Origin of the sequence: Burkholderia reimsis, from assembly GCF_003294055.1 — a bacterium.
GTDB lineage: Bacteria > Pseudomonadota > Gammaproteobacteria > Burkholderiales > Burkholderiaceae > Burkholderia > Burkholderia cepacia.
The window spans coordinates 130,667-155,913 of record NZ_QMFZ01000006.1 but is presented as its reverse complement, the minus strand read 5'-3'; the positions used below and the strand labels follow the sequence as shown (position 1 = coordinate 155,913).

Annotated in this window: 16 protein-coding genes; 9 read left to right on the top strand and 7 right to left on the bottom strand. The window is 68.5% G+C overall.

What is annotated here, in order from left to right:
- Window positions 1-49: 49 nt before the first annotated feature.
- Window positions 50-2,443: a patatin-like phospholipase family protein gene (locus tag DPV79_RS10060; protein ID WP_113045324.1), complete on the bottom strand. Its 2,394-nt coding sequence runs from the start codon at window positions 2,441-2,443 to the stop codon at window positions 50-52.
- 271 nt (window positions 2,444-2,714) lie between these two features.
- Between DPV79_RS10060 and mreB the strand changes: the two genes are divergently transcribed.
- The 5 genes from mreB (at window position 2,715) to DPV79_RS10035 (ending at window position 16,294) form a co-directional block, all read left to right on the top strand.
- Window positions 2,715-3,749, top strand: a complete 1,035-nt coding sequence (mreB, locus tag DPV79_RS10055) for a rod shape-determining protein (RefSeq protein WP_113045323.1) — start codon at window positions 2,715-2,717, stop codon at window positions 3,747-3,749.
- 269 nt (window positions 3,750-4,018) lie between these two features.
- A complete protein-coding gene (locus DPV79_RS10050; RefSeq protein ID WP_113045322.1) occupies window positions 4,019-4,708 on the top strand; it encodes a YdcF family protein in 690 nt (229 codons plus the stop codon).
- 552 nt (window positions 4,709-5,260) lie between these two features.
- Window positions 5,261-13,570: an autotransporter-associated beta strand repeat-containing protein gene (locus DPV79_RS10045; protein WP_113045321.1), complete on the top strand. Its 8,310-nt coding sequence runs from the start codon at window positions 5,261-5,263 to the stop codon at window positions 13,568-13,570.
- Window positions 13,571-13,725: 155 nt separating this feature from the next.
- Entirely contained in the window at window positions 13,726-15,948 is a 2,223-nt protein-coding gene (locus tag DPV79_RS10040; RefSeq protein WP_059492158.1) for an amylo-alpha-1,6-glucosidase, read from the top strand.
- Between the two features lie 94 nt (window positions 15,949-16,042).
- Window positions 16,043-16,294: a hypothetical protein gene (locus DPV79_RS10035; protein WP_006482135.1), complete on the top strand. Its 252-nt coding sequence runs from the start codon at window positions 16,043-16,045 to the stop codon at window positions 16,292-16,294.
- A gap of 499 nt (window positions 16,295-16,793) precedes the next feature.
- On the opposite strand, the gene penR is transcribed toward DPV79_RS10035, so the two are convergent.
- Entirely contained in the window at window positions 16,794-17,684 is an 891-nt protein-coding gene (gene penR, locus DPV79_RS10030; RefSeq protein WP_059488332.1) for a beta-lactamase transcriptional regulator PenR, read from the bottom strand.
- Window positions 17,685-17,812: 128 nt separating this feature from the next.
- Here penR and blaPEN-bcc point away from each other — a divergent pair, with 128 nt between their 5' ends.
- Window positions 17,813-18,751 carry a PEN family class A beta-lactamase, Bcc-type gene (gene blaPEN-bcc / locus DPV79_RS10025; RefSeq protein WP_059619347.1) on the top strand — a complete coding sequence of 313 codons (939 nt, stop codon included), beginning with the start codon at window positions 17,813-17,815 and terminating at the stop codon, window positions 18,749-18,751.
- A gap of 482 nt (window positions 18,752-19,233) precedes the next feature.
- Here blaPEN-bcc and DPV79_RS10020 read toward each other — a convergent pair whose 3' ends face one another.
- The 3 genes from DPV79_RS10020 to DPV79_RS10010 all read right to left on the bottom strand — a co-directional run bounded on the left by DPV79_RS10020 (window position 19,234) and on the right by DPV79_RS10010 (window position 20,862).
- Window positions 19,234-19,434, bottom strand: coding sequence for a DUF805 domain-containing protein (locus DPV79_RS10020; protein WP_021159889.1), 201 nt, complete (start codon window positions 19,432-19,434; stop codon window positions 19,234-19,236).
- A 571-nt stretch (window positions 19,435-20,005) separates the two neighbouring features.
- Entirely contained in the window at window positions 20,006-20,374 is a 369-nt protein-coding gene (locus tag DPV79_RS10015; protein ID WP_113045320.1) for an antibiotic biosynthesis monooxygenase family protein, read from the bottom strand.
- Window positions 20,375-20,415: 41 nt separating this feature from the next.
- On the bottom strand, window positions 20,416-20,862 hold the full coding sequence (locus DPV79_RS10010) for a MarR family winged helix-turn-helix transcriptional regulator (protein ID WP_059488328.1): 447 nt from the start codon (window positions 20,860-20,862) through the stop codon (window positions 20,416-20,418).
- 175 nt (window positions 20,863-21,037) lie between these two features.
- Between DPV79_RS10010 and DPV79_RS10005 the strand changes: the two genes are divergently transcribed.
- Entirely contained in the window at window positions 21,038-21,544 is a 507-nt protein-coding gene (locus tag DPV79_RS10005; RefSeq protein WP_133295631.1) for a hypothetical protein, read from the top strand.
- A 150-nt stretch (window positions 21,545-21,694) separates the two neighbouring features.
- Here DPV79_RS10005 and DPV79_RS10000 read toward each other — a convergent pair whose 3' ends face one another.
- Together DPV79_RS10000 and DPV79_RS09995 are read right to left on the bottom strand one after the other, a co-directional pair.
- Window positions 21,695-23,071 (bottom strand): ATP-binding protein, encoded by a 1,377-nt coding sequence (locus DPV79_RS10000; protein ID WP_059857549.1) that lies wholly within the window; start codon window positions 23,069-23,071, stop codon window positions 21,695-21,697.
- On the bottom strand, window positions 23,068-23,730 hold the full coding sequence (locus DPV79_RS09995) for a response regulator (RefSeq protein ID WP_021159887.1): 663 nt from the start codon (window positions 23,728-23,730) through the stop codon (window positions 23,068-23,070). Before DPV79_RS09995 ends, DPV79_RS10000 begins: the two co-directional genes overlap by 4 nt.
- A gap of 229 nt (window positions 23,731-23,959) precedes the next feature.
- On the opposite strand from DPV79_RS09995, the gene DPV79_RS09990 reads away from it, so the two are divergent.
- Together DPV79_RS09990 and DPV79_RS09985 are read left to right on the top strand one after the other, a co-directional pair.
- A complete protein-coding gene (locus tag DPV79_RS09990; RefSeq protein ID WP_021159886.1) occupies window positions 23,960-24,313 on the top strand; it encodes a YgiW/YdeI family stress tolerance OB fold protein in 354 nt (117 codons plus the stop codon).
- A gap of 63 nt (window positions 24,314-24,376) precedes the next feature.
- Entirely contained in the window at window positions 24,377-25,237 is an 861-nt protein-coding gene (locus DPV79_RS09985) for a MurR/RpiR family transcriptional regulator (protein ID WP_021159885.1), read from the top strand.
- The last annotated feature ends 10 nt before the right edge of the window (window positions 25,238-25,247 follow it).

Sequence of the window (25,247 nt, the reverse complement as noted above, 5' to 3'; positions counted from 1 at the left end):
AGTCGCGCGAAGGCGTGGCGGATGCCGCCGAGGCGGCACCCGCGCACGCTCAGTACGTGCGGCCGAGCTGCAGGTAGAAGTTGCGCCGGCCGCCGGGTGCGAGCGCCACGCCGAGGTAGACCGGCCCGAACGCGGTCGACAGGCTCGTGAAGAACGTATAGCTCTGCTTGAGCGCGCCGCCGCCGATCTGCTGCCCGCTCGACCAGACGTTGCCGACTTCCGCGCTGGCGCCCACCGACAGCGCCTTGATCGGCGATGCGTTGAACGTCATCAGCTGGTTCATGTAGGTCACCTGCGCATACGCGAGCTCGTTGCCGTTCAGCTGGTCGGCCGCATACGCGGACAGATGCTGGAAGCCGCCGAGCGTGAAGTTGAACGCGTTGATCAGGTTGGTGCCGCCGATGCTCTTGCCGCCTTCGATCGTCGCGCTGACGCTGTGGCTGCCGAACTGCTGCGCCACCATCGCCTTGCCGTAGATCTCGGTGTAGGGCGCGTTGTTGATGCTGTCGTCGAATTCGCTCGCCGAGCCCCCGTTGCGCGACACCAGCGAGCGCTCGATGCGGAACTCGGTGAAATAGCCCTTGCGCGGGAACAGCGGATCGTCGAGCTGGTCGATGACGAGCCGCGCGCGCGCGATCAGCGCCTGCGACGTGAAGCTCGGCCACAGCAGCGTCTGGCCGCTGCCGTCGTCGAACGGCAGGTTGTAGGTCGGCGAGCCGTGCCCGGTCACGTACCCGACGCCGATCCGGAAATCGCCGAGCCGCGCGATCGGCAGGCCGAAATCGAGCCCGGCGCGCGCGGTCTGCATCAGGTACTGCGTGATCTTCACGTCGCCGGAGTCGTCGTACAGGTTCGCGTAGCGGCGCTGGTATTCCGCGTAGGGCGACAGATAGACGCCGTAGGCCATCGACAGCGGCTGGCGGAACTCGACGCGCGCCGATTGCAGGTCGCTGCCGATCGTCGTGTCCGCGCGGAATTCGAGCCCCGATTCGGTGAGCCACGGGCGCCGGTAGCCGACATGCAGGCGGAAGCCGCCCTCGTCGGTCGAGCTGCTCGACATGCCGAGCCCGAACAGCAGGAAATTCGGACCCCAGTATTTCTCGCGGGCGTCGATCTCGAGCACGTTCTCGTCACCGTGGCTCACGATCTGCTGCGTGACGCTCTCGAAGTTGCCGCCCGTCGTGAGGCCGAGCAGATCCTGGCTGACGGTGTTCGGATCGTAGGTGTCGCCGGGCTTCACGTGCAGCGCGTTGCTGACGACCCGCTTCGGCACGCCGCCGGAGGTCTTGATCTCGATGCGCGTGATCCGGATCGGCGGCGGCAGCGGTTGCGCGTGCGCGGAGCGGTACGCCGCATATTGTTCCGGCGTGAGCGCGAAGCGCTGCAGCCTCGGCAGCGCCGCGGTCGCGGCGGCCGCACCGGCGGCGATCGCCTGCTTCGCGTTCTGGAAATCGGTGAACGCGAGCGAGCCGAGGTCCGGCGTGAGCAGCACGTCCTGCGCGTCGAGCTGCTTGCGCTGGGCGGTCACGTTCTGGCGGATCAGGATGCCGACCATCTGCTGCATCACGTCGGCGGGCGACGCGAGCGCGTCGAGCGGGCGCAGTTGCGAGCCGATGTCGACCGCGATCACGACGTTCGCGCCCATCTGCCGCGCGGTGTCGACGGGCAGGTTGCTGACGAGCCCGCCGTCCACCAGCGCGCGCCCGTTGATCTCGGCCGGCGCGAACAGGCCCGGCATGGCCATGCTCGCGCGGATCGCGAGCGGCAGCGAGCCGTGGTCGAGCACCACCATCTGGCCCGTCTGCAGGTCGGTCGCGACCGCGCGGTACGGGATCGGCAGCCGGTCGAACGGCTGGTTGGTCGGCACGGCGGCCGTCCAGTTCGCGAGCAGCGCCTGCAGCCGGTTGCCCTGCACGAGGCCGACCGGCGCCTTCACGCCTTTCTTGCCGAAACCGAGCGTCAGCCCGTTGATGTACAGGCGTTCGTCCTCCCGGCTGGTTTGCGGCAGATCCGCGCGGTCCGTCACGTCGAACGCGATGTCCGCGAGGTTGACCTCCGAGAGCCGCTTCTGCATCTCGCCGGCGGCCATGCCGCTCGCATACAGCCCGCCGACCACGGCACCCATGCTGGTGCCCGCGATGCAGTCGATCGGGATGCGGTTGTCCTCCAGCACCTTCAGGACCCCGAGGTGTGCGTAGCCGCGCGCGCCGCCGCCGGACAGCACGAGGCCGATCGACGGGCGGCCGGCCGGGCCGCCGTCGGCGTCGCAGGTGTGCCCGGATGCGGCGGGCGTGGCAGCCGGCGCGCTGGCGGCGGTGGCCTGGGCGGCGGCGGATTCGGGGGCCGGCAGCGGTTGCGCGGCGACCGTGCAGCACCAGAAGGCGACGAGCGTCGTGCAAAGCGGGCGCACCCGCGCCCAGCGGAAGGAAACGGTCGCTGTCATGGAGGAAATACCTGGCGTGATCGGGCGTCTGAGGCCTGCCGGGAGCAGGCAAGACCGAGAGATTACCGTGTTTTACAGACGCAATGCGAGAGGCTGTGGCGTAGCCGGATGTGTCCGGAACGGCACATTTGACAATTGCGTCGCGAAAAAATCATCGGAATTGCCTAAAGTATCGGAACGATTTGCCGCTAAGTCCGTGATGGAGCGGCATGGCCGCGCCACGGAAATGCGGCGCGGCTGCCCCGCGTCCGTTCGATTACAAGGGTTTGATATGTCGACACCGCTGTTCGGAAAGTTGTTTGCGCAACCCGTTGCGATCGACCCTGGAACGGCAAGTACGCGGATTTATACGCACGAACGCGGCGTGGTGCTGAACCAGCCGTCGGTCGTCTGCTTCCGCAAGGCCGGCGCGACCGACGCACGGCCGACGCTCGAGGCCGTCGGCGAGCTCGCGAAGGCGCTGCTCGGCCGCGAACCCGGGCATCTCGAAGCCGTGCGGCCGATGCAGCACGGCGTGATCGCCGACGCGCACGCGGCCGAGCAGATGATCCGCAGTTTCATCGACATGTCGCGCACGCGGTCGCGTTTCGGCCGCCGCGTCGAGGTCACGCTGTGCGTGCCGTCCGATGCGACGGCCGTCGAGCGCCGCGCGCTTCGCGAGGCCGCGTTCGCGGCGGGTGTATCGGAGGTCGAACTGATCGAGGAATCGCTGGCGGCCGGGCTCGGCGCGGGCCTGCCGGTGACCGAGCCGGTCGGCTCGATGGTCGTCGACATCGGCGGCGGGACGACGGAAGTCGCGGTGATCGCGCTCGGCGGCATCGTCTACCGCGAGGCGATCCGCGTCGGCGGCAACCAGTTCGACGCGGCGATCGTCAATCATGTCCGCAACCTGTATGGCGTGCTGCTCGGCGAGCAGACGGCCGAGCACGTGAAGCAGTCGATCGGCTCGGCCACCAGCGCGGTGCCGCGCAGGTCGACGCGCGCGGTCGGGCGCAGTGTCGGCGACGGCCTGCCGCGCTCGATCGAGCTGTCCAACCACGACGTGGCGGACGCGCTGGTCGCGCCGCTCAAGCAGGTGATCGGCGCGGTGAAGTCGGTGCTGGAGAACGCGCCGGCCGAGCTCGTGACCGATATCGCGAATCGCGGCGTGGTGCTGACGGGCGGCGGCGCGCTGCTCGCGGATCTCGAGCGCCTGCTGTACGACGAGACGGGCCTCGTCGCCCGGATCGCCGACGAGCCGGCCACCTGCGCGGTGCGCGGCGCCGGCGAGGCGATGGGGCGGCTCGCGATGTGCCCGGTCGACTGATTCGGGCTGGGCCGGGCATCGCGGCACGGTTATTGACGTTCCTTCGATCTCCGTAAATTTCCGGAGACTTTCCCTTTCCAGTTGCCTGCCCGCTTCGCCGGGCACGCTGCTCCGGTCGACTTGCCGGAAGGCCGGCCATCGTCCGGCATCGGTCCGCCGCGTGGACACCCGAACGCGCACCGTGCTAGCGTTACGCGCCCGCGCGGGGCCGGGCACGCCGAAATGCCCGGCGAGCCCGGCGAGCCCGATGACCTGAGAGACCCAAAACCTTGAAAAACCGTAACAAACGGGGCTTCTTCGCCCGAACGGGCCGCCTGCTGGCCATCGTTGCCTGCCTGTGGATCGTCGCAGCCGTTGCGCTCGTCGCGCACGGGCTGCGGATGCCGAGCAAGCCGGCCGACGTTGCCGTGATCTTCGGCAACGCGCTCGACGCGACCGGCGCGCCGAAGCCCGTACTCGCCGCCAGGCTCGATGTCGGCGTGCGCTGCTACCGCACGGGGCAGTGCCCGGCGTTCCTGGTCAGCGGCGCGATCGACGGCCCCGGGCTGAACGAGGCGACCGCGATGCGCGACTATCTGGTGGCGCGCGGCGTGCCGGCCGACCGGATCGCGGTGGACGACCAGGGCGACAACACGCTCGCGACGGCGCAGCACACGCTCGCTTACCTGCAGGCGCACCGTGTGTCGCGCGTGCTGATCGTCAGCCAGTTCTACCACCTCGCGCGGGCGCGGCTCGCGTTCGAGCGTGTCGGCATCGCGCGGGCGAACATCTCCGCCGCGTACCCGGCCCGTTTCCAGTTGCGCGACATCTATTCGAGCTGGCGCGAAGTGCCGGCCTACGCGGTGTATGCGGTGCGGTTGTGGGTCAACCCCGATGCGCGGCCCGTCTCGTTCCGGCCGATGCTTTATCTGATACGGCTGTTTTCGTCACGCGGTGCGGATTTTCCGATCGACGCGTGACGAACATCGACTAACCCTGGACATCCCGGACGTTTCGTCTGACGAATAACGTCGGGCGGATTATCGTGTGTCGATACTTCCCGCGCATGTGGATATTGCGTTGCAAAAAAATTCGACCGTGATAATCGCGTGGATATCCGTGTTTTCACGGATGCGTTATTTTCGATGCTGTAAATAAATATCCGGGAAATTGACAAAAAAGGAATGCCGATTTACCTGTCTGACGCGTCCCGATAAGTAAAAAATGCGTGCCCGCCGGACCTCGATCAAATGGGGAAAAGATCGACTGGAAAAGCCTGTTTTTTTGATATAGCCTTGTCTGACAAAAGCAGGGCGGTAATCAAATCAACCAGAAAATCGCTGCAGAAAAACAGGGGCCATCGACATGTCATTCGACTAGTTTCACGCCTGCCTTCCCGGGCCAATTAAAGATACGTCCATGAATTAACCGACGTCGCATCGCGACAGGCGGCGTGGATGCTTTTGTCCGCGATTTTCTGCTGCCGGCCGTTCGATTTCACGGTAATACCAATTCCAATAACGAGGGAAAGCATGAATCTTGCGCGTTCGAAAAAAGCCGGCGAACCGTTTCCGAGATTGCTGTTGCCGACGGGCGTTTTCCTGGCGTTGTCCGGCGCCGGTATCGTGCCCGCCCAGGCGACCTGCAGCACGGCGGGCACGACGGTGACCTGCTCCGGGGTCGCCAACCCGCTTGCGCCGAGCTATGCGAACAGCGCGAACAACATCCATGCCACCGTCAATCCCGGTGCGAGCGTCGGCGTGCTGCTCGGCGTCGGCGGGTCCGCGATGTCGCTGACCGGCAACAACACCACGCTGACCAACAACGGCACGATCGACCCGTCCGCGCTCGGCTCCGGGCTCGGCGTGCTGTCGAGCGGTGCGGTGATCGGCAATGCATCGGCGAGCATCGGCACCAGCGTCACCAACAACGGCACGATGAACGGCTCGACCGGCGTGGCGATCAGCGGCGTGACGGGCATGGCGCTGTCGGTCCAGAACGGCACGGGCGGTACGTCGACGATCAACAACACCGGCACGATCGGCTCGAACCCGCTGGTCGGCGCGACCCTCGTCGGCGCGGATGCGCCCGTGGTGGCTGCGTACGGCGGCGCCGCGGTCAACATGACGAACAGCGGGACGATCAACGGTCGCGTATCGCTCGGCTCGAACGGCACGCCCGGCCAGGGCAATACGTTTACCAACTCGGGCACGATCAACGGCGGCGTGTCGATGGGCGCGAACAGCACCAACACGTTCAATGCCGTGACGGGTTCGTCGGTCAACACGGCGGGCGGCACCGGCGGCGGATTCAACATCACGATCGGCCCGAACACGATCAACGTGGCGGCGACGGGAACGGTCGACGGCGGCGCGGGCGGCAACAACACGCTCAACCTGCAGCAGGGCACAAGCGCGAACGGCACGATCGCGGTCAACAACTACGTCAACTTCAATCACGTCGACGTCCAGAGCGGCAACTGGACGATCAACGGCGCGTCGACCGCGCAGGACACGACGCTGGCGGGCGGCGTCGCGATCATCGGCGACAACGCGTCGCTCGGCACCGGTAACGTCACGGCCAACGGCGGCGCGCTGCAGGCGGGTGCCGCCGGGCTCAACGTCGCCAACACCGTGACCCTCGGCGCGGGCGGGCTGACGGTGCAGGGCGCGACCGGGCTCACGCTGTCGGGCGCGGTGACGGGCGGCGGCGCGCTGACGAAGAACGACGGCGGCACGCTGACGTTGAACGGCGCGAACAGCTATACGGGCGGCACGAACCTGAACGGCGGCGGCATCGTCGTCGGCAACAACGGGGCGCTCGGCAGCGGTGCGCTGAACGTCAACGCCGCGGCCTCGCTCGACTCGAGTGCGAACACGACGCTCGGCAACAACGTCAATCTCGCCAACAGCAGCACGCTGACGGTCGGCGGCAGCAACAATCTCGGGCTGGCCGGCACCATCAGCGGCAACGGCGGCATCGTGAAGAACGGCGCGGCGACCACGACACTGACGGGCGCGAACACCTACACGGGCGGCACGACGATCAATGCCGGCACGCTCGCGGTGGGCGCGGGCGGCAGCCTGGCGGCGACCGGTGCGGTGAACCTGGCGAACGCGGGTGCGACGCTCGACCTGAGCGCCGCGACGAGCGCTCAGGCGATCGGCGCGCTGGCGGGCTCGGCCGGTACCAGCGTGAACCTCGGCGGCAATTCGCTGACGCTGAACGGCACCACCAATGCGACGTATGCCGGCTCGATCGGCGGCGCGGGCGGCATCACGCTCTCCGGCAGCGGCACGCAGACGCTGACGGGCACGAACGTGTACTCGGGCGGCACGAACCTGAACGGCGGCAACCTCGCGGTCGGCAGCAATACGGCGCTCGGCATCGGCGCGGTGAACGTCAACGGCTCGTCGTCGCTCGACGCGACCGCCAACGTATCGCTCGCGAACAATGTCAACGTCGCCACCGGCACGACGCTGACGCTCGTCGGCAGCGCCGATGTCGGCCTGAACGGCACGGTCTCGGGCGGCGGCGGTCTCGTGAAGAACGGCGCGGCGACCGTGACGCTGTCCGGCGCGAACAACTACGCCGGCGGCACGACGCTGAATGCCGGCGGCCTGGTGCTCGGCAACAACTCGGCACTCGGCACGGGCGCGTTGACCGTCGGCGGCGCGGCGACGCTCGATACGAGCGCGAACCTGTCGGTCAACAACGCCGTCAACCTTGCCACCAGTTCGACGCTGACACTGGGCGGCAGCCATGCGCTCACGCTGAGCGGCGGCATTTCCGGCGCGGGCGCCCTCGTGAAGGACGGCGCGGCGACCACGACGTTGACGGGGACGAACACCTACACCGGCGGCACGACGATCAATGCCGGCACGCTCGCGGTGGGTGCGGGCGGCAGCCTGGCGGCGACCGGCGCGGTGAACCTGGCCAACGCGGGTGCAGCGCTCGACCTGAGCGCCGCGACGAGCGCGCAGACGATCGGCGGGCTGTCGGGAGTGGCCGGGACGAACGTCAACATGGGCGGCAACGGGCTGACGCTGGGCGGGACGGCCAGCGGCACGTTCAGCGGCGCGATCGGCGGCACGGGCAGCCTGACGCTGGCCGGCACCGGCACGCAGACGCTGAACGGCGCGAGCACCTACTCGGGCGGCACGAACCTGAACGGCGGCAGCAGCGTCGTGCTCGGCAACAATGCGGCGCTCGGCACCGGCACGCTGAACGTCGGCGGCGCGGCGACGCTCGACACGAACACGAGCCTGTCGGTCAACAACGCGGTCAATCTTGGCAACGGTTCGACGCTGACGCTCGGCGGCAGCAACGCGCTCACGCTGAGCGGCGGCATTGCCGGCGCGGGCGCTCTCGTGAAGAACGGCGCGGCGACCACGACACTGACGGGCGCGAACACCTATACCGGCGGCACGACGATCAACGCCGGCACGCTCGCGGTGGGCGCGGGCGGCAGCCTGGCGGCAACCGGTGCGGTGAACCTGGCCAACGCGGGTGCAGCGCTCGACCTGAGCGCCGCGACGAGCGCACAGACGATCGGCGGGCTGTCGGGAGTGGCCGGGACGAACGTCAACATGGGCGGCAACGGGCTGACGCTCGGCGGGACGGCCAGCGGCACGTTCAGCGGCGCGATCGGCGGCACGGGCAGCCTGACGCTGGCCGGCACCGGCACGCAGACGTTGAACGGCGCGAGCACCTACTCGGGCGGCACGAACCTGAACGGCGGCAGCAGCGTCGTGCTCGGCAACAACTCGGCACTCGGCACGGGCACGCTGAACGTCGGCGGTGCGGCGACGCTCGACACGAACACGAACCTGTCGGTCGACAACGCGGTCAATCTTGGCAACGGTTCGACGCTGACGCTCGGCGGCAGCAACGCGCTCACGCTGACCGGCGGCATCGCCGGCGCGGGCGGTCTCGTGAAGGACGGCGCGGCGACCACGACGTTGACGGCCGCGAACACCTACACGGGGGGCACGACGATCAACGCCGGCACGCTGGCGCTCGGTGCCGGCGGCAGCCTCGCGGCGACGGGCACGGTGAACGTGGCCGGCGCGGGCGCGGCGCTCGACCTGAGCGCCGCGACGGGTGCGCAGACGATCGGTGCACTGAGCGGCGTGGCCGGCTCGGCCGTGAATCTCGGCACGAACGGGCTGACGCTGAGCGGGACCGCCAGCGGCAACTTCGGCGGCACGATCGGCGGCACCGGCGGCCTGACCGTGGCCGGCACGGGCACGCAAACGCTGTCCGGCACGAACACCTACACGGGCGGCACGACGATCAACGGCGGCAGCACGCTGGCGCTCGGCGCGGGCGGCAGCCTCGCGGCGACCGGTACGGTGGACCTCGCCGGTGCGGGCGCGACGTTCAACCTCAGCGGCGCGTCGGGTTCGCAAACGATCGGCGCGCTGACCGGTGCGGCGAATACGAACGTGAACCTCGGCGCGAACGGGCTGACGTTGAGCGGCAACGGCAACCACGCGTTCGGCGGGACGATCGGCGGCACGGGCAGCGTGACGTTCGCGGGTGCCGGTACGCAAACGCTGACGGGTGCGAATACCTACACGGGCGGTACGACGATCAACGGCGGCAGCACGCTTGCGCTCGGCGCGAACGGCAGCCTGGCGTCGAGCGGTGCCGTGAACCTTGCCGGCGCAGGCGCGACGTTCAACCTGAGCGGCGCATCGGGCCCGCAAACGATCGGCGCGTTGAACGGCGCGGCAAATACGAACGTGGATCTTGGCGCGAACGGGCTGACGCTGAGCGGGACGGCCAGCGGCACGTTCGGCGGCGTGATCGGCGGCACGGGCAGCGTGACGTACGCGGGTACCGGCACGCAAACGCTGACCGGCGCGAATACGTACACGGGCGGCACGACGATCAACGCCGGCAGCACGCTGGCGCTCGGCGCGAACGGCAGCCTGGCGTCGGGCGGTGCCGTGAACCTTGCCGGCGCAGGCGCGACGTTCAACCTGAGCGGCGCGTCGGGTGCGCAAACGATCGGTGCATTGAACGGCGCGGCCAATACGAACGTGGATCTTGGCGCGAACGGGCTGACGCTGAGCGGCACGGCCAGCGGCACCTTCGGCGGCGTGATCGGCGGCACGGGCGGCGTGACGTTCGCGGGCACGGGTACGCAAACGCTGACGGGTGCGAACACCTACTCGGGCGGCACGACGATCAACGGCGGCAGCACGCTGGCGCTTGGCGCGAACGGCAGCCTGGCGTCGGGCGGTGCCGTGAACCTTGCCGGCGCAGGCGCGACGTTCAACCTGAGCGGCGCGTCGAGCCCGCAAACGATCGGCGCGTTGAACGGCGCGGCGAATACGAGCGTGGATCTTGGCGCGAACGGGCTGACGCTGAGCGGCACGGCCAGCGGCACGTTCGGCGGGACGATCGGCGGCACGGGCAGCGTGACGTACGCGGGTACCGGCACGCAAACGCTGACCGGCGCGAACACCTACACCGGCGGCACGACGATCAACGCCGGCAGCACGCTTGCGCTGGGCGCGAATGGCAGCCTGGCGTCGGGCGGTGCCGTGAACCTTGCCGGCGCAGGCGCGACGTTCAACCTGAGCGGCGCATCGGGTTCGCAAACGATCGGCGCGTTGAACGGCGCGGCGAATACGAACGTGGATCTTGGCGCGAACGGGCTGACGCTGAGCGGCACGGCCAGCGGTACGTTCGGCGGGACGATCGGCGGCACGGGCGGCGTGACGTACGCGGGCACCGGTACGCAGACGCTGACCGGCGCGAACACCTACACCGGCGGCACGACGATCAACGGCGGCAGCACGCTGGCGCTCGGCGCGAACGGCAGCCTCGCGTCGGGCAGCGCGGTGAGTCTCGCCGGCACGGGCGCGACGCTCAACCTCGGTGGCGCATCCGGCGCGCAGACGCTCGGCGTGCTGACCGGCGGTACCGGCACGAACGTGAATCTCGGTGCGAATACGCTGACGCTGAACGGCAGCGGCAACAACACGTTCGGCGGCGCGATCGGCGGCACGGGCAGCGTGACGTTCGCGGGCGCCGGCACGCAAACGCTGACGGGCGCGAATACGTACACCGGCGGCACGACGATCAACGGCGGCAGCACACTCGCGCTCGGCGCGGGCGGCAGCCTGGCTTCGGGCAGCGCGGTGAATCTCGCCGGCACGGGTGCGACGTTCGACGTGAGCGGCGCGTCGGGCGCACAGACGTTTGGTGCGCTGAGCGGCGCGGTCGGCACGAACGTGAACCTCGGCGGCAACGCACTGACGTTGAACGGAAGCGGCGGGACATTCGGCGGGACGATCGGCGGCACGGGCAGCGTGACGTTCGCGGGTGCCGGCACGCAAACGCTGACGGGCGCGAACACTTACACCGGCGGCACGACGATCAACGGCGGCAGCACGCTGGCGCTGGGGGCGGGCGGCAGCCTCGCGTCGGCGGGCGCGGTGAATCTCGCGGGCACGGGTGCGACGTTCGACGTAAGCGCCGCGACGGGCGCACAGACGATCGGTGCGCTGACCGGCACGGGCGGCACGAACGTGAACCTCGGCGCGAACGCGCTGACGCTGAACGGCAGCGGCAACAACACGTTCGGCGGGACGATCGGCGGCACGGGCGGCGTGACGGTTGCCGGTAGCGGCACGCAAACGCTGACGGGCGCGAACACGTACACCGGCGGCACGACGATCAACGGCGGCAGCACGCTCGCGCTGGGCGCGGGCGGCAGCCTCGCGTCGGCGGGCGCGGTGAATCTCGCGGGCACGGGTGCGACGCTCGACGTAAGCGCCGCGACGGGCGCGCAGACGATCGGCACGTTGAACGGTGCGACCGGCGCGACGATCAATCTCGGCGCCAACGCGCTGACATTGAACGGCAGCGGCAACGGCACGTTCGGCGGGACGATTGGCGGTGCGGGCGGCGTGACGATCGCCGGCACCGGTGTTCAGACGCTGACGGGCGCGAACACGTACACGGGCGGCACCACGATCGCGGCCGGCGGCGCGCTGCAACTCGGCAACGGCGGCACGTCGGGCAGCATCGCCGGCAATGTCGTCGACAACGGCGCGCTGATCGTCAATCAATCCGGCAACGTGACGATTGCAAGCGTGCTGTCCGGCGCGGGCTCGCTGACGCAGGCCGGCAGCGGGCAACTGACGTTGACGGGCACCAGCACCTTGAGCGGGCCGACCACGGTCAGCGCGGGCACGCTCGCCGTCAACGGGTCGCTCGGCCAGTCGACCGTCACCGTGCAGAACGGCGCGACGGTCACGGGCACCGGCACGATCGGCGGCCTCGTGGTGCAGGGCGGCGCGACGGCGGCCGCGTCGCAGCCGGGCGCGGCGCTGAACGTCGGCGGCAACGTCACGTTCCAGCCGGGCTCGACGTTCCAGGTCGCGGCGTCGCCGCAGCAAAGCGGCAGCCTCGCGGCAGGCGGCACGGCGACGCTGAACGGCGGCACCGTGCAGGTGCTCGCGAACCAGAGCGGCTACCAGCCGAGCACGACCTACACGATCGTGACCGCGGCGTCGGGCGTGCAGGGCGCGTTCAGCCAGGTGAATGCGAACTATGCGTTCCTGATGCCGACGCTCAGCTACGACCCGAATCACGTGTACCTGCGACTGGTCCAGAACGGCACGTCGCTGCCCGACGTCGCGACGACGCCCAACCAGCGCGCGGTCGCGGCCGCGCTCGGCGGGCTCGGCGCCGGCAATCCGCTGTACGACGCAGTCCTGACGACCGACGTGCCGACCGCACGCCGCGCATACGGGCTGCTCGACGGCGAACTGCAGGCGAGCCTGAAGAGCATGCTGCTGCTCGACAGCCGCTACGTGCGCGACGCGGTGACCGATCGCGTCCGCCAGGGCCTCGCGCCCGGATCGGGCCCGCTCGCTGCGCTGTCGTCGGGCGGTGCCGCGCTGTGCGGCGACAACACGGCCGGCGCGGTCGACCCGACGCTGTCGCCGGAACGCCGGATCGGTTCGCGCGAGGGCTGCTACGGCGGCACGCCTTATCAACCGGTGGTCTGGGGGCAGGCGTTCGGCGGCCGCAGCCGGCTCACCGGCGACGGCAACGCGTCGACGATCAACCGCAGCATGACGGGCTTCATCGCCGGTGCCGACATGGCGCTCAACGACAAGTGGCGTGCGGGCCTGGCCGCGGGCGTCACGCACAGCTCGCTCGACAACGCCCAGAGTTCGTCGGCGTCGGTGAACAGCTACTACCTGTCGCTGTACGGCGGCGCGCAGTACGGTGCGCTCGGCGTGCGCGGCGGCGCGTCGTACACGTGGTACCGGATCAACAGCGACCGCAATCCGGGCTTCGCGGGCTTCTCCGATCACGATTCGGCCGGTTACGACGCGAATTCGGCGCAGGTGTTCGGCGAAGTCGGCTACGCGCTGCCGGTCGGGCCCGTGGCGATCGAGCCGTTCGCGGGCCTCGCGTATGTGAACCTGCATACCGACGGTTATACGGAAACGGGCGGCGCGGCCGCACTGCGTGCCGGCGGCGAGACGACCCACGTCGGCTTCTCGACGCTCGGCTTGCGCGCGGCGTCGCAGCTCGGCTCGATCGGGAGCGGCACGTTCACCGCGCGCGGGACGGTCGGCTGGCGGCATGCGTTCGGCAACGTGCGGCCGTCGTCGGCGTTCACGTTCGCGAACGGCGGCACGTCGTTCCAGGTGTCAGGCGTGCCGATTGCTCGCGACAGCGCCGTGCTCGAGGCCGGCATCGACGCGAACATCACGAAGCGCCTGACGCTCGGCCTCACGTACAGTGGCCAGTATGGCAGCGGCGTGCGCGACAACGCCATCCTCGGCAACATCCTGTGGAAATTCTGATCCGCACTTGATGTGCCTGCAAGCGACGCCAGGCGGCGACGGCAACGTCGCATGGCGTCGCGCTCTTTTCGTCGCTGCGCACGTTCCCCGTTCTGTCCTATCCTGTGCGAACCACGCGGCGCGCGACGCGCGTCGCGCTCGACACAGGAGCATCGATGCCGAATCACGCCGAAGCCACGACGACCCAGGCGCCGCAGGTTGCGCCAACTGCCCCGACCCACGCGTCGGGCCCCGCCTTCATCGCGCCCGAAGCCGATCCGCAGGCACTGGCGCGCAACAACCAGTACGTGCTGAAATCCGGCAACGCGTTCGTGGTCAGCGACGCGCTCGGCGACATCGGCGGTCATGACGACGGCCTGTTCGTCGACGACATGCGCGTGCTGTCGAAGTGGCGCCTGACGTTCGGCGGCCGCGCGCCGTCGCTGCTGTCGGGCGCGACGAGCGCCGACAACGCGTCGTTCACCGCCCACCTGACGAACCGCCCGCTGCCGCCGCTCGGCGGCCACGAAACGCCCGAGGGCGTGATCCACATCGAACGGATGCGCGTGCTCGCGGGCGACGTGCTTTACGAAGCGCTGACGCTGACGAACTACGGCTCGAGCGAGGCCGAGGTGCCGCTGTCGCTGTCGTTCGCGGCCGATTTCAAGGACATGTTCGAGGTGCGCGGCACCCAGCGCCCGAAGCGCGGCACCGTGGTGGCGCCGCGCGTCGACGCGGGCGCGGTGCGCCTGCGCTATGACGGCCTCGACAGCGTCGAGCGCAACGTGACCGTGCATTTCTCGCCGGCGCCCGACGCGCTGTCGGTCGATCGTGCCGATTACACGCTGACGATTGCCGCGCAGGCATGCGTGTCGATCTACCTGACCGTCGATGCGACGCTCGGCCCGGTGCATGAGGAAGGGCCGGGATGCGGCCGCGTCGCGCTGCGCACCGCGCTCGTCGGCGTGCACCGCGAAATGCGCGCGCGGCGCGAATCGATGGCGCGCGTGAACACCGGCAATCCGCTGTTCGATGCGTGGCTCGACCGTTCGCTCGCGGATCTCGGGCTGCTCACGACGCAGCTCGACACGGGGCCGTACCCGTATGCGGGCATTCCGTGGTTCTCGACGCCGTTCGGCCGCGACGCGGTCATCACGTCGTTGCAGATGCTCTGGCTGCAGCCGTCGCTCGCGCGCGGCGTGCTGCGGTTCCTGGCCGAGCACCAGGCGCGCGAGACTTCCGCGTTCCGCGATGCGGAGCCCGGCAAGATCATGCACGAGTTCCGCCGCAGCGAGATGGCCGCGACGGGCGAGGTGCCGTTCGCGCTGTACTACGGCGGTGTCGATACGACGCCGCTGTTCATCGTGCTCGCGGGCGCGTATGTCGAACGCACCGGCGACGATGCGCTGATCGACGAACTGTGGCCCGCGCTCGAGCGCGCCGCGCAATGGGTGATCGACAAGTGCGACCGCAATCCTTATGGATTGCTCGATTACCAGCGCACGTCGGAGCGCGGCCTCGCGAACCAGGGCTGGAAGGACAGCCACGATTCGGTGTTCCATGCGGACGGCCGCTTTCCGGACGGGCCGATCGCGCTCGTCGAAGTGCAGGCGTATGCGTGCGCGGCGCTCGATGCGATGTCGATGTGCTCGTACCGGCGCGGCCACGCGGCCGACGCCACGCGTTATGCGTTGCGCGCGAAGGCGCTGCGCGAGCAGGTCGACGCGCTGTTCTGGATGCCGGAAGGCGATTTCTACGGCATCGCACTCGACGGTCATGGCGACCTGTGCCGCGTGTTCGCATCGAACGCGGGCCACCTGCTCGCGTTCGGGCTGCCCGACGCCGAGCGCGGCGCGGCGGTTGCCGGCGTGCTCGGCTCGGCGCTGTTCCAGACCGGCTGGGGCATCCGCACGCTGGCCGCCGGCCAGCCGCGCTTCAACCCGATGGCGTATCACAACGGCTCGGTGTGGCCGCACGACAATGCGCTGATCGCGCGCGGCCTCGCGCGCTACGGCGACAAGACGGCCGCGGTGAACCTGCTGCGCGCGCTGTTCGAGGCGGCGGTGAGTTTCGAGATGCGCTTGCCCGAGCTGTTCTGCGGGTTTCCGCGCCGGCGCGGCGAACCGCCGACCGCGTATCCGGTGGCCTGCCTGCCGCAAGCATGGGCGGCGGGCGCGCCGTTCATGATGCTGCAGGCCTGCCTCGGCGTGAGCATCGACGCGTCGCGTCACGAGGTGCGCGTCGAGCGTCCGACGCTGCCGGAAGGCGTCGACTGGCTGCGGATCGACGCGTTGCGCGTCGGTGAAGAAACCGTGTCGCTCACGTTCCGCCGCGTCGACGGCCAGGTCGTCGCGTCGGCGGAGCAGCCGGGCCGCGTGAAGGTGGTCGCGGTGCTGTAGCGGTGCCGCGCGAACGTTGCGCGATGTCGCGCCACGTTCGCACGACGCGGCATAGAATCGTGACATGACCCTTGAACGATGGCGGAGGTAAACGATGACGACCGACAACCGGCCCGACGACGGCGAGCACAAGCTCGAGAATCTGGAAGCGGCGGTCGACCACCTGCACAAGTCGATCGAATCGCAGAGCATCGCGGTCGGCGCGGCGAAAGGCATTCTGTTCAGCCTGATCGAAACGCTCGGCGCGCTGATCGGCGATCCCGACCTGCCCGAACACGCGCGCTCGGGTTACGAGGCGCTGCGCGACAAGGCGAGCGAACTGCGCGGCGGGCTTGACCGGCATTGATGCGCGGCTGGCGCCGGCGTTGGCCGAAAGGGTTGCGCCGGCGCTGCCCGATTCCGCAGACGAAGCACAAAACCCCGTGCGCTCAATGAGTTAGGTGGCCGATGCGCAGGATATCCACAAGCTTGCCAACACAATCTGTGGAGAACCGTCCGGCCCCGGGCCGGAGATGCGGCGCGTGCCGCGCGAAAGCGTGTGCGGTGCCACACGGTTGACCGCGCAAGGTCCTGGTATCGAATCCCCTTTTGTATCAGCGTGTTACGCGCCGCATCGGCGGGATATCCACAGGCTTGCCAACATATTCTGTGGATAACTCGCAATCGATTGCGTCGCGACAGTTGAGGATCGGGCCGCCGAGGGGCCCGCTCGAGAAGTCCGGTGCACACGGGCTGCCCGATGTCTGCGTCCGCACGCTAATTCGTGCGCGATCAACGGCTTAGGCCCCGGGTACCCAGGATATCCACATCCTTGCCAACACTTTCCGTGGACAAGCGGGGCCGTGTCATTCGGCCTGCGCCGCGGCGGCTGCTTCGGCCACGATCCAGTCGCGAAAGAGCGTCATTGCCGGCGTGAGCGGCTTCGACTTCAGCGAGGTGAGCCAGTAGCCGCCGGCGCGCACGTCGATGTCGAACGGCCGTGCGAGCAGGCCGAGCTGAAGTTCGCGTACGAACATGCATGCCGGCGCGAGCGCGACGCCCGCGCCCTGCATCGCGGCCTCGACCATCAGCCGCGACGAATCGAACACGGGCCCGTTGACCGCCCATGGCGCGAGCTGCGCGGCGTCGAACCAGCCGAGCCATTCGTCGGTGCGGTACGAGCGCAGCAGCGTTTCGTTCGCGAGATCGGCCGGTTGCGCGAGGCGTCGCGCGATGTCCGGCGCGCACAGCGCGGTGAGCGGCGCGTCGAGCAGGTGCTCGTTGCGCGTCGCCGGCCAGCTGCCTTCCCCGAAGCGGATCGCGAAGTCGAGGCCCTCGGCGGCGAGATCGACGACGTTGTTGTTGGTCCGCAGCCGCAGCTCGACGAACGGATGCGTATCGCCGAACTGCTTCAACCGTGGCATTAGCCAGCCTATGGCAAAGGTGCCGACGACGCCGAGCGACAGCACCTCGTGGAAGCGCCCGCCGTCGAACTGCTTGAGCACCGTCTCGATGCGGCTGAACGCGTCGCTCAGCACGGGCAGCAGCGCGCGCCCCTCGTCGGTGAGCCCGAGGCCGCGCGGCAGCCGCGTGAACAGCGTGCAGCCGAGCCGCTCCTCGAGCGAGCGCACCTGCTGGCTGACCGCGGCCTGGGTCACGCTCAGCTCGAGGCCGGCGCGCGTGAAGTTCAGGTGGCGCGCCGACGATTCGAACGCGCGCAGGGCATTGAGCGGAAGATGAGGGCGGAGCTTGGTCATAAGATTTTCTTTTGTCAGCGCTCAATTATCGTTGCTTGTCAGGCAACCGTAAAGTCACGATAGTGCTGTCTCGGCGGCCGGCCGTTTTCACTATCGATTCGCCTCCATTCCATCACGAGACAACCGACATGACCTACTCATCGAAACGTCGAACCCTGTTGCTGGCCGCCGCGACGGCGCCGCTCGTTCTCACCGTCACCGCGTGCGCGTCGCGGCAGGCCGCCGCGCCCGACGAGGCAAGCGCCGCCGCCGCGGCCGCTGCGGCGGCCGTGGCGCCTGCCGCCGCCGGGCAGATGCTGGCCGAGCTTGAAAGCAGCGTGGGCGGCCGCCTCGGCGTGTGCGCGATCGACGCGGCGAGCGGCCGCGTCATCGCGCATCGCGCGGACGAACGCTTCCCGTTCTGCAGCACGTTCAAGGCGATGCTGAGTGCGGCGGTGCTGGCGCAGAGCGTCGAGCGTCCGGCGTTGCTGCAACAGCGCGTGACGTATACCCGGGCCGATCTCGTCAACTATTCGCCGGTGTCGGAGAAGCATGTCGGCGAGGGCATGACGGTCGCCGCGCTGTGCGAGGCTGCGATCCAGTACAGCGACAACTCGGCCGCGAACCTGCTGATGAAGCTGCTCGGCGGCCCGTCGGCGGTGACGGCCTACGCGCGCTCGATCGGCGACGACACGTTCAGGCTCGATCGATGGGAGACCGAACTGAATACCGCGCTGCCGGGCGACCTGCGCGACACGACGACGCCGGCCGCGATGGCCGCGAGCATGCGCGTGCTGATGGTCGGCGATGCGCTGCCGGCCGCGCAGCGTGCGCAGCTCGTTGCGTGGATGCGTGGCAACAAGGTGGGCGACAAGCGGCTCCGCGCGGGCGTGCCGGCCGGGTGGACGGTCGGCGACAAGACGGGCACCGGCGACTACGGGACGACCAACGACGCGGGTGTCGTGTGGTCGCCGTCGCGTGCGCCGATCGCGGTGGCCGTGTACTACACGCAGGCGCGTGCCGATGCGCGCGCGAAGGACGACGTGATCGCGTCGGTCGCGCGCATCGTGGTTCAGGCCTTCGGTTGACGCGGGCGGTCGGTGCGCGTGTGTGATGCGATGCGCAGGCGGGCCGTGCCGCAGCCGTGACCCGCGCGATCAAACGTTGTGCGATCAACGACTTAGGTCACGCATGCTCAGGATATCCACATGCTTGCCAACAAAAATTGTGGACAAGCCCGCGCGCGGCCGCGCCCGGCGTGGCGCGGGCCGGCGTGCCACATTTGAGGCGGCGCGGACAAAGCCTTTCGGATCAAGCGCTTGGTCGCGGTATGCGCAGGCTATCCACACGCTTGCCAACACAATCTGTGGACAAGCCGGTTCGCCCGCGCGGAAGGCAGCCCGTCACGTGGCGCGACGACGTGCGAGCGGCACTTTGCCTGCCGCGTGCCGCATTTGAGGCGGCGCGGACAAAGTCTTTCGGATCAAGCGCTTGATCGCGGTATGCGCAGGCTATCCACATGCTTGCCAACAAAAATTGTGGACAAGCCCGGCAGCCGCGCTGGCGACGATCAGGGCTGCCGATCGTCGACCGTGGGCCAGCGCACGAACGCGAACACCCACAACATGACGAAGTTCAGGACCGGGACGAACATCGTCAGGATCCACCAGCCCGAATGCCCGGTGCGCCGGACGATGCGGACGTACGGATAAACGACGACGGCGACGAGCACGAGTGAGACGACCAGCTGCCACGCGGTGAAGTGTTCCATGGCCTTCCTCGGAGTGATGTGTCGGGCGGAACGTCCGGCCCGTTGAGCCGTCGCGCGAAGCCGGCGATGCACGGCCGCGTGCGGCTCGCGTGATCTTGACGCGCGGCAGGCGCGAGCGTCAAGGCGAGGGCGCTGCACGGCGGCGGCGCGTCTGTCGCGCGGGATCGTCCGCATTCGCGCATGTCCGGGCCGCACGCTGCCGCAACCGTGACGCGGCGCATGAACCGTAAGCCGATCAACGGGTTAGCGCACGCGTGCGCAGGATATCCACAAGCTTGCCAACAAAATCTGTGGGTAAGTCGCGCAGCGCATGGCCGGCACGTGTGCGCCGGCTGCGGCGTGCCTCGTCGTGGCGTCGTGATGCGAAGTGCGGCGAAGCGGTGGACGCGGCGGCCGTCACCGGGGCCTCGTCTGCATCACGCGTGCCAAAGTCCATCGGATCAAGGGTTTAGCGTTGCGGTGCGCAGGATATCCACAAGCTTGCCAACATTTTCTGTGGAGAAGTCGGGGTGCGTGCGCGACGCGCAGGACACCCGCGGATGCCACGTGTTGCCGCGATGCGTGCGGGCACTCACGCAGTGCAGATGCCGGCCACGCCGACTTTCTGGAACAGGTGCGGGCTCGCGACGGCGGACGATGGATAGGCCGACAGCTTGGCCACGAACCCGGGGTGCGTGAAGGCCGCGCGAAATGCTTCGGTCGATTCCCAGATCGCGTAGTTCAGGTAAGTCGGACTGTTGCCGAGCGCGCGATGAAGCTGGGTCGAGATGAATCCCGGTTGCTGCTTCATGAATTCGGCATCGTCCTTCCACACGGAGAGAAAGTCCGCTTCGTCGGCGGGGGCCAACGTGAACAGGTTGACGAGAACGACCGGCTCGGCGTCGATGCCGATCTGTTGCTGGATCGGAAAGGCCGGATCCATCGGCTTGAATTGAGGCATGGGAACTCCTTCGGGTGAGGGGGGCGGGCGCGATTGAGCGCTCACGTCGGTGCATCGGCGCCATGTGCGCTAGACATCGCTGACAGCACGCGGATCGCTGCGTCCAGGTCAGCCGAACTGAAGTCGCCGGCGATGTCGCGGACATGCTGTTGCCACTCCCCGACCACGGCCTGATAGGCCGCATCACCACGCGGCGTCAGCGCATACAGAGGCGAGCGCTTGTGCGCCGGATTGGGTAGCGACTGGACGAGCCCTTCGTCGGTCAGCACGTTGACCTGTTTCAGCACGGCCTGCCGCGTGATGCCCATTGCTTCGGCGATCTGCGGGATGTTCGGGGCAACCGGTGCCATCGCGATGGCACCCAGCACCTGCCAGCGCGCACTGGTCAGCCCGTGCGGGCCGGCAAAGGTGTTGCCCCATTCGATCAGCAGGCCGTTCAACCGGAATACGGACAGCGCGACGGTGGTCAACTTCGCGGATTTCGTCATGTTCGATACGCGTGATGAATTGACAACTACTTTACGTAATGGACAACTGGTTGTCAAATTGGCGAATGAGCGTCACTGAGCGTAGTCAGGCCGGTAAACTGGCAACGCGATCCGGCACCGGTAACATTTGCCGCGACGGATGGCGGGCCAACAACAAAGAACCTGGAGAGAATCAGTGAGAACCATCCGGAAAACGGTCGCCGTGCCGCTGCTGGCGATCGCATGCGGAACGCCTGCACACGCGTGCCTGCCGGCCCGATACGAGACCGCGTATTTCGGCACGGCCGAATACATGGGCGACGCACTACGCGACAAGGTAGTCGACGACATCCGCGCCAATCACTACACGATCATCGAGCCGAAAATCGGCTTGCTGTTCTACGCGATCGTCCGGAAGGGGGACGGGATCTATCTGGGCGCTGACCGGATCGCCACGGGGAGCGATTCGTTCTGGTACCTCGGGCACGGCTATTACCAACTGAACGGTCAGCTCTATTTCATGGGTGAACACGTCGGCGCGCATCCGTTCGACGGTACCGTGGTCGTCCACACCGAGGATCGCACCCGGCAAAGGCCGGACGACTATCCCAAGGGCCGCCTGTTTTGCGTCGTGAAGAAATACGCCAGCATTCTCGAAACCTCGACCGGCCTGCGGATCGAGCGGATCGTCTTCGACAACTGAGCGGGGAGCATGAGTGACCCGGGCGGCGCATTTCCGACGCAGCCCTGACAAACCCTTTCCGATCAATGGCTTGGTGCCGTTAATGAAAGGTTGTCCACAAGCTTGCCAACACAATCTGTGGAAAAGCTGCGTGTCGTGTGTCGCGCGGCGTCAGGCCGGTAGCGGAAAGCGCACCGTGACGGTCAACCCGCGCCCGCCGCGTGTCGTGCCGAGTGCGACCGTCGCGCGATGCTGTTCGGCGATCCGCTTGACGATCGACAGCCCGAGCCCGCTGCCCGACGACGTGACGGCCTGCGCGCCTTCGCCGCGATAGAAACGCTCCCACACGTCGGTGCGTTCGGCTTCCGGGATACCGGGGCCGTCGTCGGCGACTTCGAGCACGGGCGTCGTGCCGTCGAGCCGCGCGGACACGTCGACACGCGCGCCGTCGCCCGCATAACGGATCGCGTTGTCGACGAGGTTGTTCAGCAGCACGCGCAGCGTGTCGGCATTGCCCGACGTCATCACGGGCGTCGATACGATCGCGCCGAGATCGATCCGGTGCGCGTCGGCGACGCGCGTGCGGTCCGATACCACCGACCGGCACAGCGCGGCGAGATCGACGGGCGCCGACGCGGAGGCGGCCGCCTGCGCATCGGGTTCGAGGCGCGCGAGCGTCAGCAGCTGTTCGGCGAGGTGGCCGAGCCGCGTCGTGCCGGCATGGATCTGCGCGAGGATGTGCTCGCGTTCCTCGGCGGTCGACGCGCGCCGCAGCAGCTGCGACTGGATCGACAAGCCCATGATCGGCGTGCGCAATTCGTGCGCGGCATCGGCGATGAAGTGCCGTTGCAGCGTGAACGAACGGTCCAGGCGCGCGAGCAGGTCGTTGATCGCTTCGGCGAGCGGACGGACTTCGTTCGGCATCGCGCCGACGTCGACCGGCTCGAGATTGTTCGCATTCCTGCGTTTGAGGCCGGATGCGATCGTGCGCAGCGGCCGCAACCCCGCGCCGATGCCGAACCACAGGCCGATCGCGAGCAGCGGCAGCATCGAGAACACGGGCCACAGCAGGTGCACGGCGATACCCGCGATCGCTTCCCAGCGCGCATGGCGTGCCTGCGCGAGCCGGATCGTCGTGCCGCCGCGTTCGGTCACGTAGGTGCGCCACGGCTGGCCGCCGACGTCGACGCTCGCGATGCCTTTCTGCTCGGGCGGCGGCAGGGTCGAATCGCGGTCGGTCGAATACACGAGCTTGCCGTTGCGCCAGACCTGCAGCAGCACGGCGTCGGGATCGCTCGCCTCGAAACCGTGCTTGCCGCTGGCGCGGTTGCTGAACGACAGCTCGCCGTTCGGGCCGACGACGATCTGCTTCGACATGCTGCGCATCTGGTCGTCGAGCAGGTCGTCGAGCTCGCGCAGCGCGCCCCAGTAGGTGCCGGCGCTCGCGACGAGGCCGATCACGCACGCGGCCGGGAGCAGCCACATCAGCAGGCGCCGCCGCAGCGACGCGTTGCGCCAGCGCGCGATCGCGTGTTGCATGCGCGTCATGCGCCGTCACCGATCCGGTAGCCGACGCCGCGCACCGTGCGGATCATGTCGTGGCCGAGCTTCTTGCGCAGGTTGTGGATGTGCACCTGCACGGCGTTGCTCTCGATTTCCTCGCCCCAGCTGTACAGCCGCTCCTCGAACTGCTCGCGCGAAATCACCGCGCCCGGGTCGCGCATCAGCTCGTGCAGCAGCACGAACTCCTTCGGCGACAGCGTGACTTCGTCGTCGCCGAGCCAGACGAGGTGCTTGACGGGGTCGAGCCGCAGCGGGCCGATCGCGAGGGTCGTCTGCGCGCGGCCCGCGTGGCGGCGGTTGACCGCGCGGATGCGGGCGAGCAGTTCGTCGAGTTCGAACGGCTTGACGAGATAGTCGTCCGCGCCGCTGTCGAGGCCCGCGATGCGGTCGGGCACGCCGTCGCGCGCGGTGATGATGATCGCGGGCAGGTTTTCGTCGCGGCGGCGCAGCGCGGCGAGCACCGACAGGCCGTCGCGGTTCGGCAGCCCGAGATCGAGCAGCAGCAGGCCGTAGCCGGTCGCGCGCAACGCGAGCGACGCGGCGTCGCCGTCCTTCACCCAGTCGACCGCGAAGCCTTCCTGTTTGAGGCCCTGTTCGAGCCCGCTGCCGATCAGCGGATCGTCCTCGACGAGCAGTACGCGCATGGATTCGTGTCTCTTCAACGGGGCGCCATGGCGCCCGGGGTTCCCATGATAAGCGCGCGTGCCTTAGCGGGAGCTTAAACACGGGCGCGCGGCCGGCTTTCGCGCGTGCCCGGTGCGGCACCGTGCCGCTGCGGCGCGACCTTCAGGTTTGCTTAATCTTACGGTCCGTAATCTGGGGCCGTCGCGTTCAACGGAGCGCGGCGTCACATCGAAGAAGAGGACCGAGATCATGAAACACCTGACGAGAATCCTGGCGGTTGCGCTCGCCGTGCTGCCCGCCGCCGTTTACGCGGAATATACCGGGCCGTCCACGCTGACCACGACGACCGTGAAGGAGCTGCTCGCGAACGGCAAGGACGACCAGCACGTGCAGTTGCAGGGGCGCATCGTCAAGCATGTCGGCGGCGAGGATTACGAATTCGCCGATGCGACGGGCACGATCCGCGTCGAGATCGACCACAAGCTGTGGGCGGCCGGCCAGCCCGTCAGCGACCGGAACGAAGTGAAGGTGACCGGCGAATTCGAGCGCAAATGGTCGGGCAGCGTGAAGGTCGACGCCGATCACGTCGAAGTGCTGCGCTGACCGGTGCACCGGTGCATACGGGGCCGGTGATACCATGGTCGACCGGTTCCCGTTCACACCAAGATGGCCGCCAATTTCGACGAACTCGCGTCCCGGATCCGGGCGCAATTTTCCGAGCTGAGCCCGCAATTCCAGGCGGGCGCGGCCTTCCTGCTCGATCATCCCGACGAAGTCGCCACGTCGTCGATGCGCAAGGTCGCACAGCGCGCGCAGGTGCAGCCCGCGTCGCTCGTGCGGCTCGCGCAGCAATTCGGCTTCCCCGGCTGGAACGAGCTGCGCGACCTGTGCGTCGCGCGCGTGCGCACGCGCCCCGAGCCGCTCACGCAGCGGGCGCGCTCGCTCGTGCGGCCCGATGCGAAGGCGTCGCTCGCGCACGACCTGCTCGCCGCGCAACAACACAACCTGTCGGCCACCGCCGCGCAGAACGAGCACGCGCTCGCCGAAGCCGCGAAACTGATCCGCAAGGCGTCGCACGTGCATGTCGCGGGGTTTCGCTCGTGCTACCCGGTTGCGTTCGGCTTCGTGTACGGCTACCGGCTGTTCCGCCCGACCGTGTCGCTGCTCAACGGCGTCGCCGGGTCGCTCGAAATGGAGCTGCGGACGATTGCGAAGCAGAGCGTGACCGTCATCGTCAGCTTCGCGCCGTATTCGGCGGAAGCGACGCGCGTCGCGCAGGCCGCGAAGGCGCAGGGCAGCCGGATCGTCGCGATCACCGACAGCGCGGTGTCGCCGATCGCGCTGCACGCGGACGCACAACTGATCTTCACGCACGACAGCCCGTCGTTCTTCCCGTCGCTGGTGGCCGCGCACGCGATGGCCGAAGCGCTGGTCGCGCAGTTGCTGGCGCTCGAAGGCAGCGATGCGATCGCCGCGCTCGAGCGCACGGAAGCGGAGCTGCATGCGAAGGGCGCTTACGTGGTCTGACGCGGTGCGT

Excerpts from the sequence above, each read along its gene's own strand:
- DPV79_RS10060 (WP_113045324.1), bottom strand. The coding sequence starts at position 2,443 with ATGACAGCGACCGTTTCCTTCCGCTGGGCGCGGGTGCGCCCGCTTTGC.
- mreB (WP_113045323.1), top strand. The coding sequence starts at position 2,715 with ATGTCGACACCGCTGTTCGGAAAGTTGTTTGCGCAACCCGTTGCGATC.
- DPV79_RS10045 (WP_113045321.1), top strand. The coding sequence starts at position 5,261 with ATGAATCTTGCGCGTTCGAAAAAAGCCGGCGAACCGTTTCCGAGATTG.
- DPV79_RS10040 (WP_059492158.1), top strand. The coding sequence starts at position 13,726 with ATGCCGAATCACGCCGAAGCCACGACGACCCAGGCGCCGCAGGTTGCG.
- DPV79_RS10035 (WP_006482135.1), top strand. The coding sequence starts at position 16,043 with ATGACGACCGACAACCGGCCCGACGACGGCGAGCACAAGCTCGAGAAT.
- penR (WP_059488332.1), bottom strand. The coding sequence starts at position 17,684 with ATGACCAAGCTCCGCCCTCATCTTCCGCTCAATGCCCTGCGCGCGTTC.
- blaPEN-bcc (WP_059619347.1), top strand. The coding sequence starts at position 17,813 with ATGACCTACTCATCGAAACGTCGAACCCTGTTGCTGGCCGCCGCGACG.
- DPV79_RS10020 (WP_021159889.1), bottom strand. The coding sequence starts at position 19,434 with ATGGAACACTTCACCGCGTGGCAGCTGGTCGTCTCACTCGTGCTCGTC.
- DPV79_RS10015 (WP_113045320.1), bottom strand. The coding sequence starts at position 20,374 with ATGCCTCAATTCAAGCCGATGGATCCGGCCTTTCCGATCCAGCAACAG.
- DPV79_RS10010 (WP_059488328.1), bottom strand. The coding sequence starts at position 20,862 with ATGACGAAATCCGCGAAGTTGACCACCGTCGCGCTGTCCGTATTCCGG.
- DPV79_RS10000 (WP_059857549.1), bottom strand. The coding sequence starts at position 23,071 with ATGACGCGCATGCAACACGCGATCGCGCGCTGGCGCAACGCGTCGCTG.
- DPV79_RS09995 (WP_021159887.1), bottom strand. The coding sequence starts at position 23,730 with ATGCGCGTACTGCTCGTCGAGGACGATCCGCTGATCGGCAGCGGGCTC.
- DPV79_RS09990 (WP_021159886.1), top strand. The coding sequence starts at position 23,960 with ATGAAACACCTGACGAGAATCCTGGCGGTTGCGCTCGCCGTGCTGCCC.
- DPV79_RS09985 (WP_021159885.1), top strand. The coding sequence starts at position 24,377 with ATGGCCGCCAATTTCGACGAACTCGCGTCCCGGATCCGGGCGCAATTT.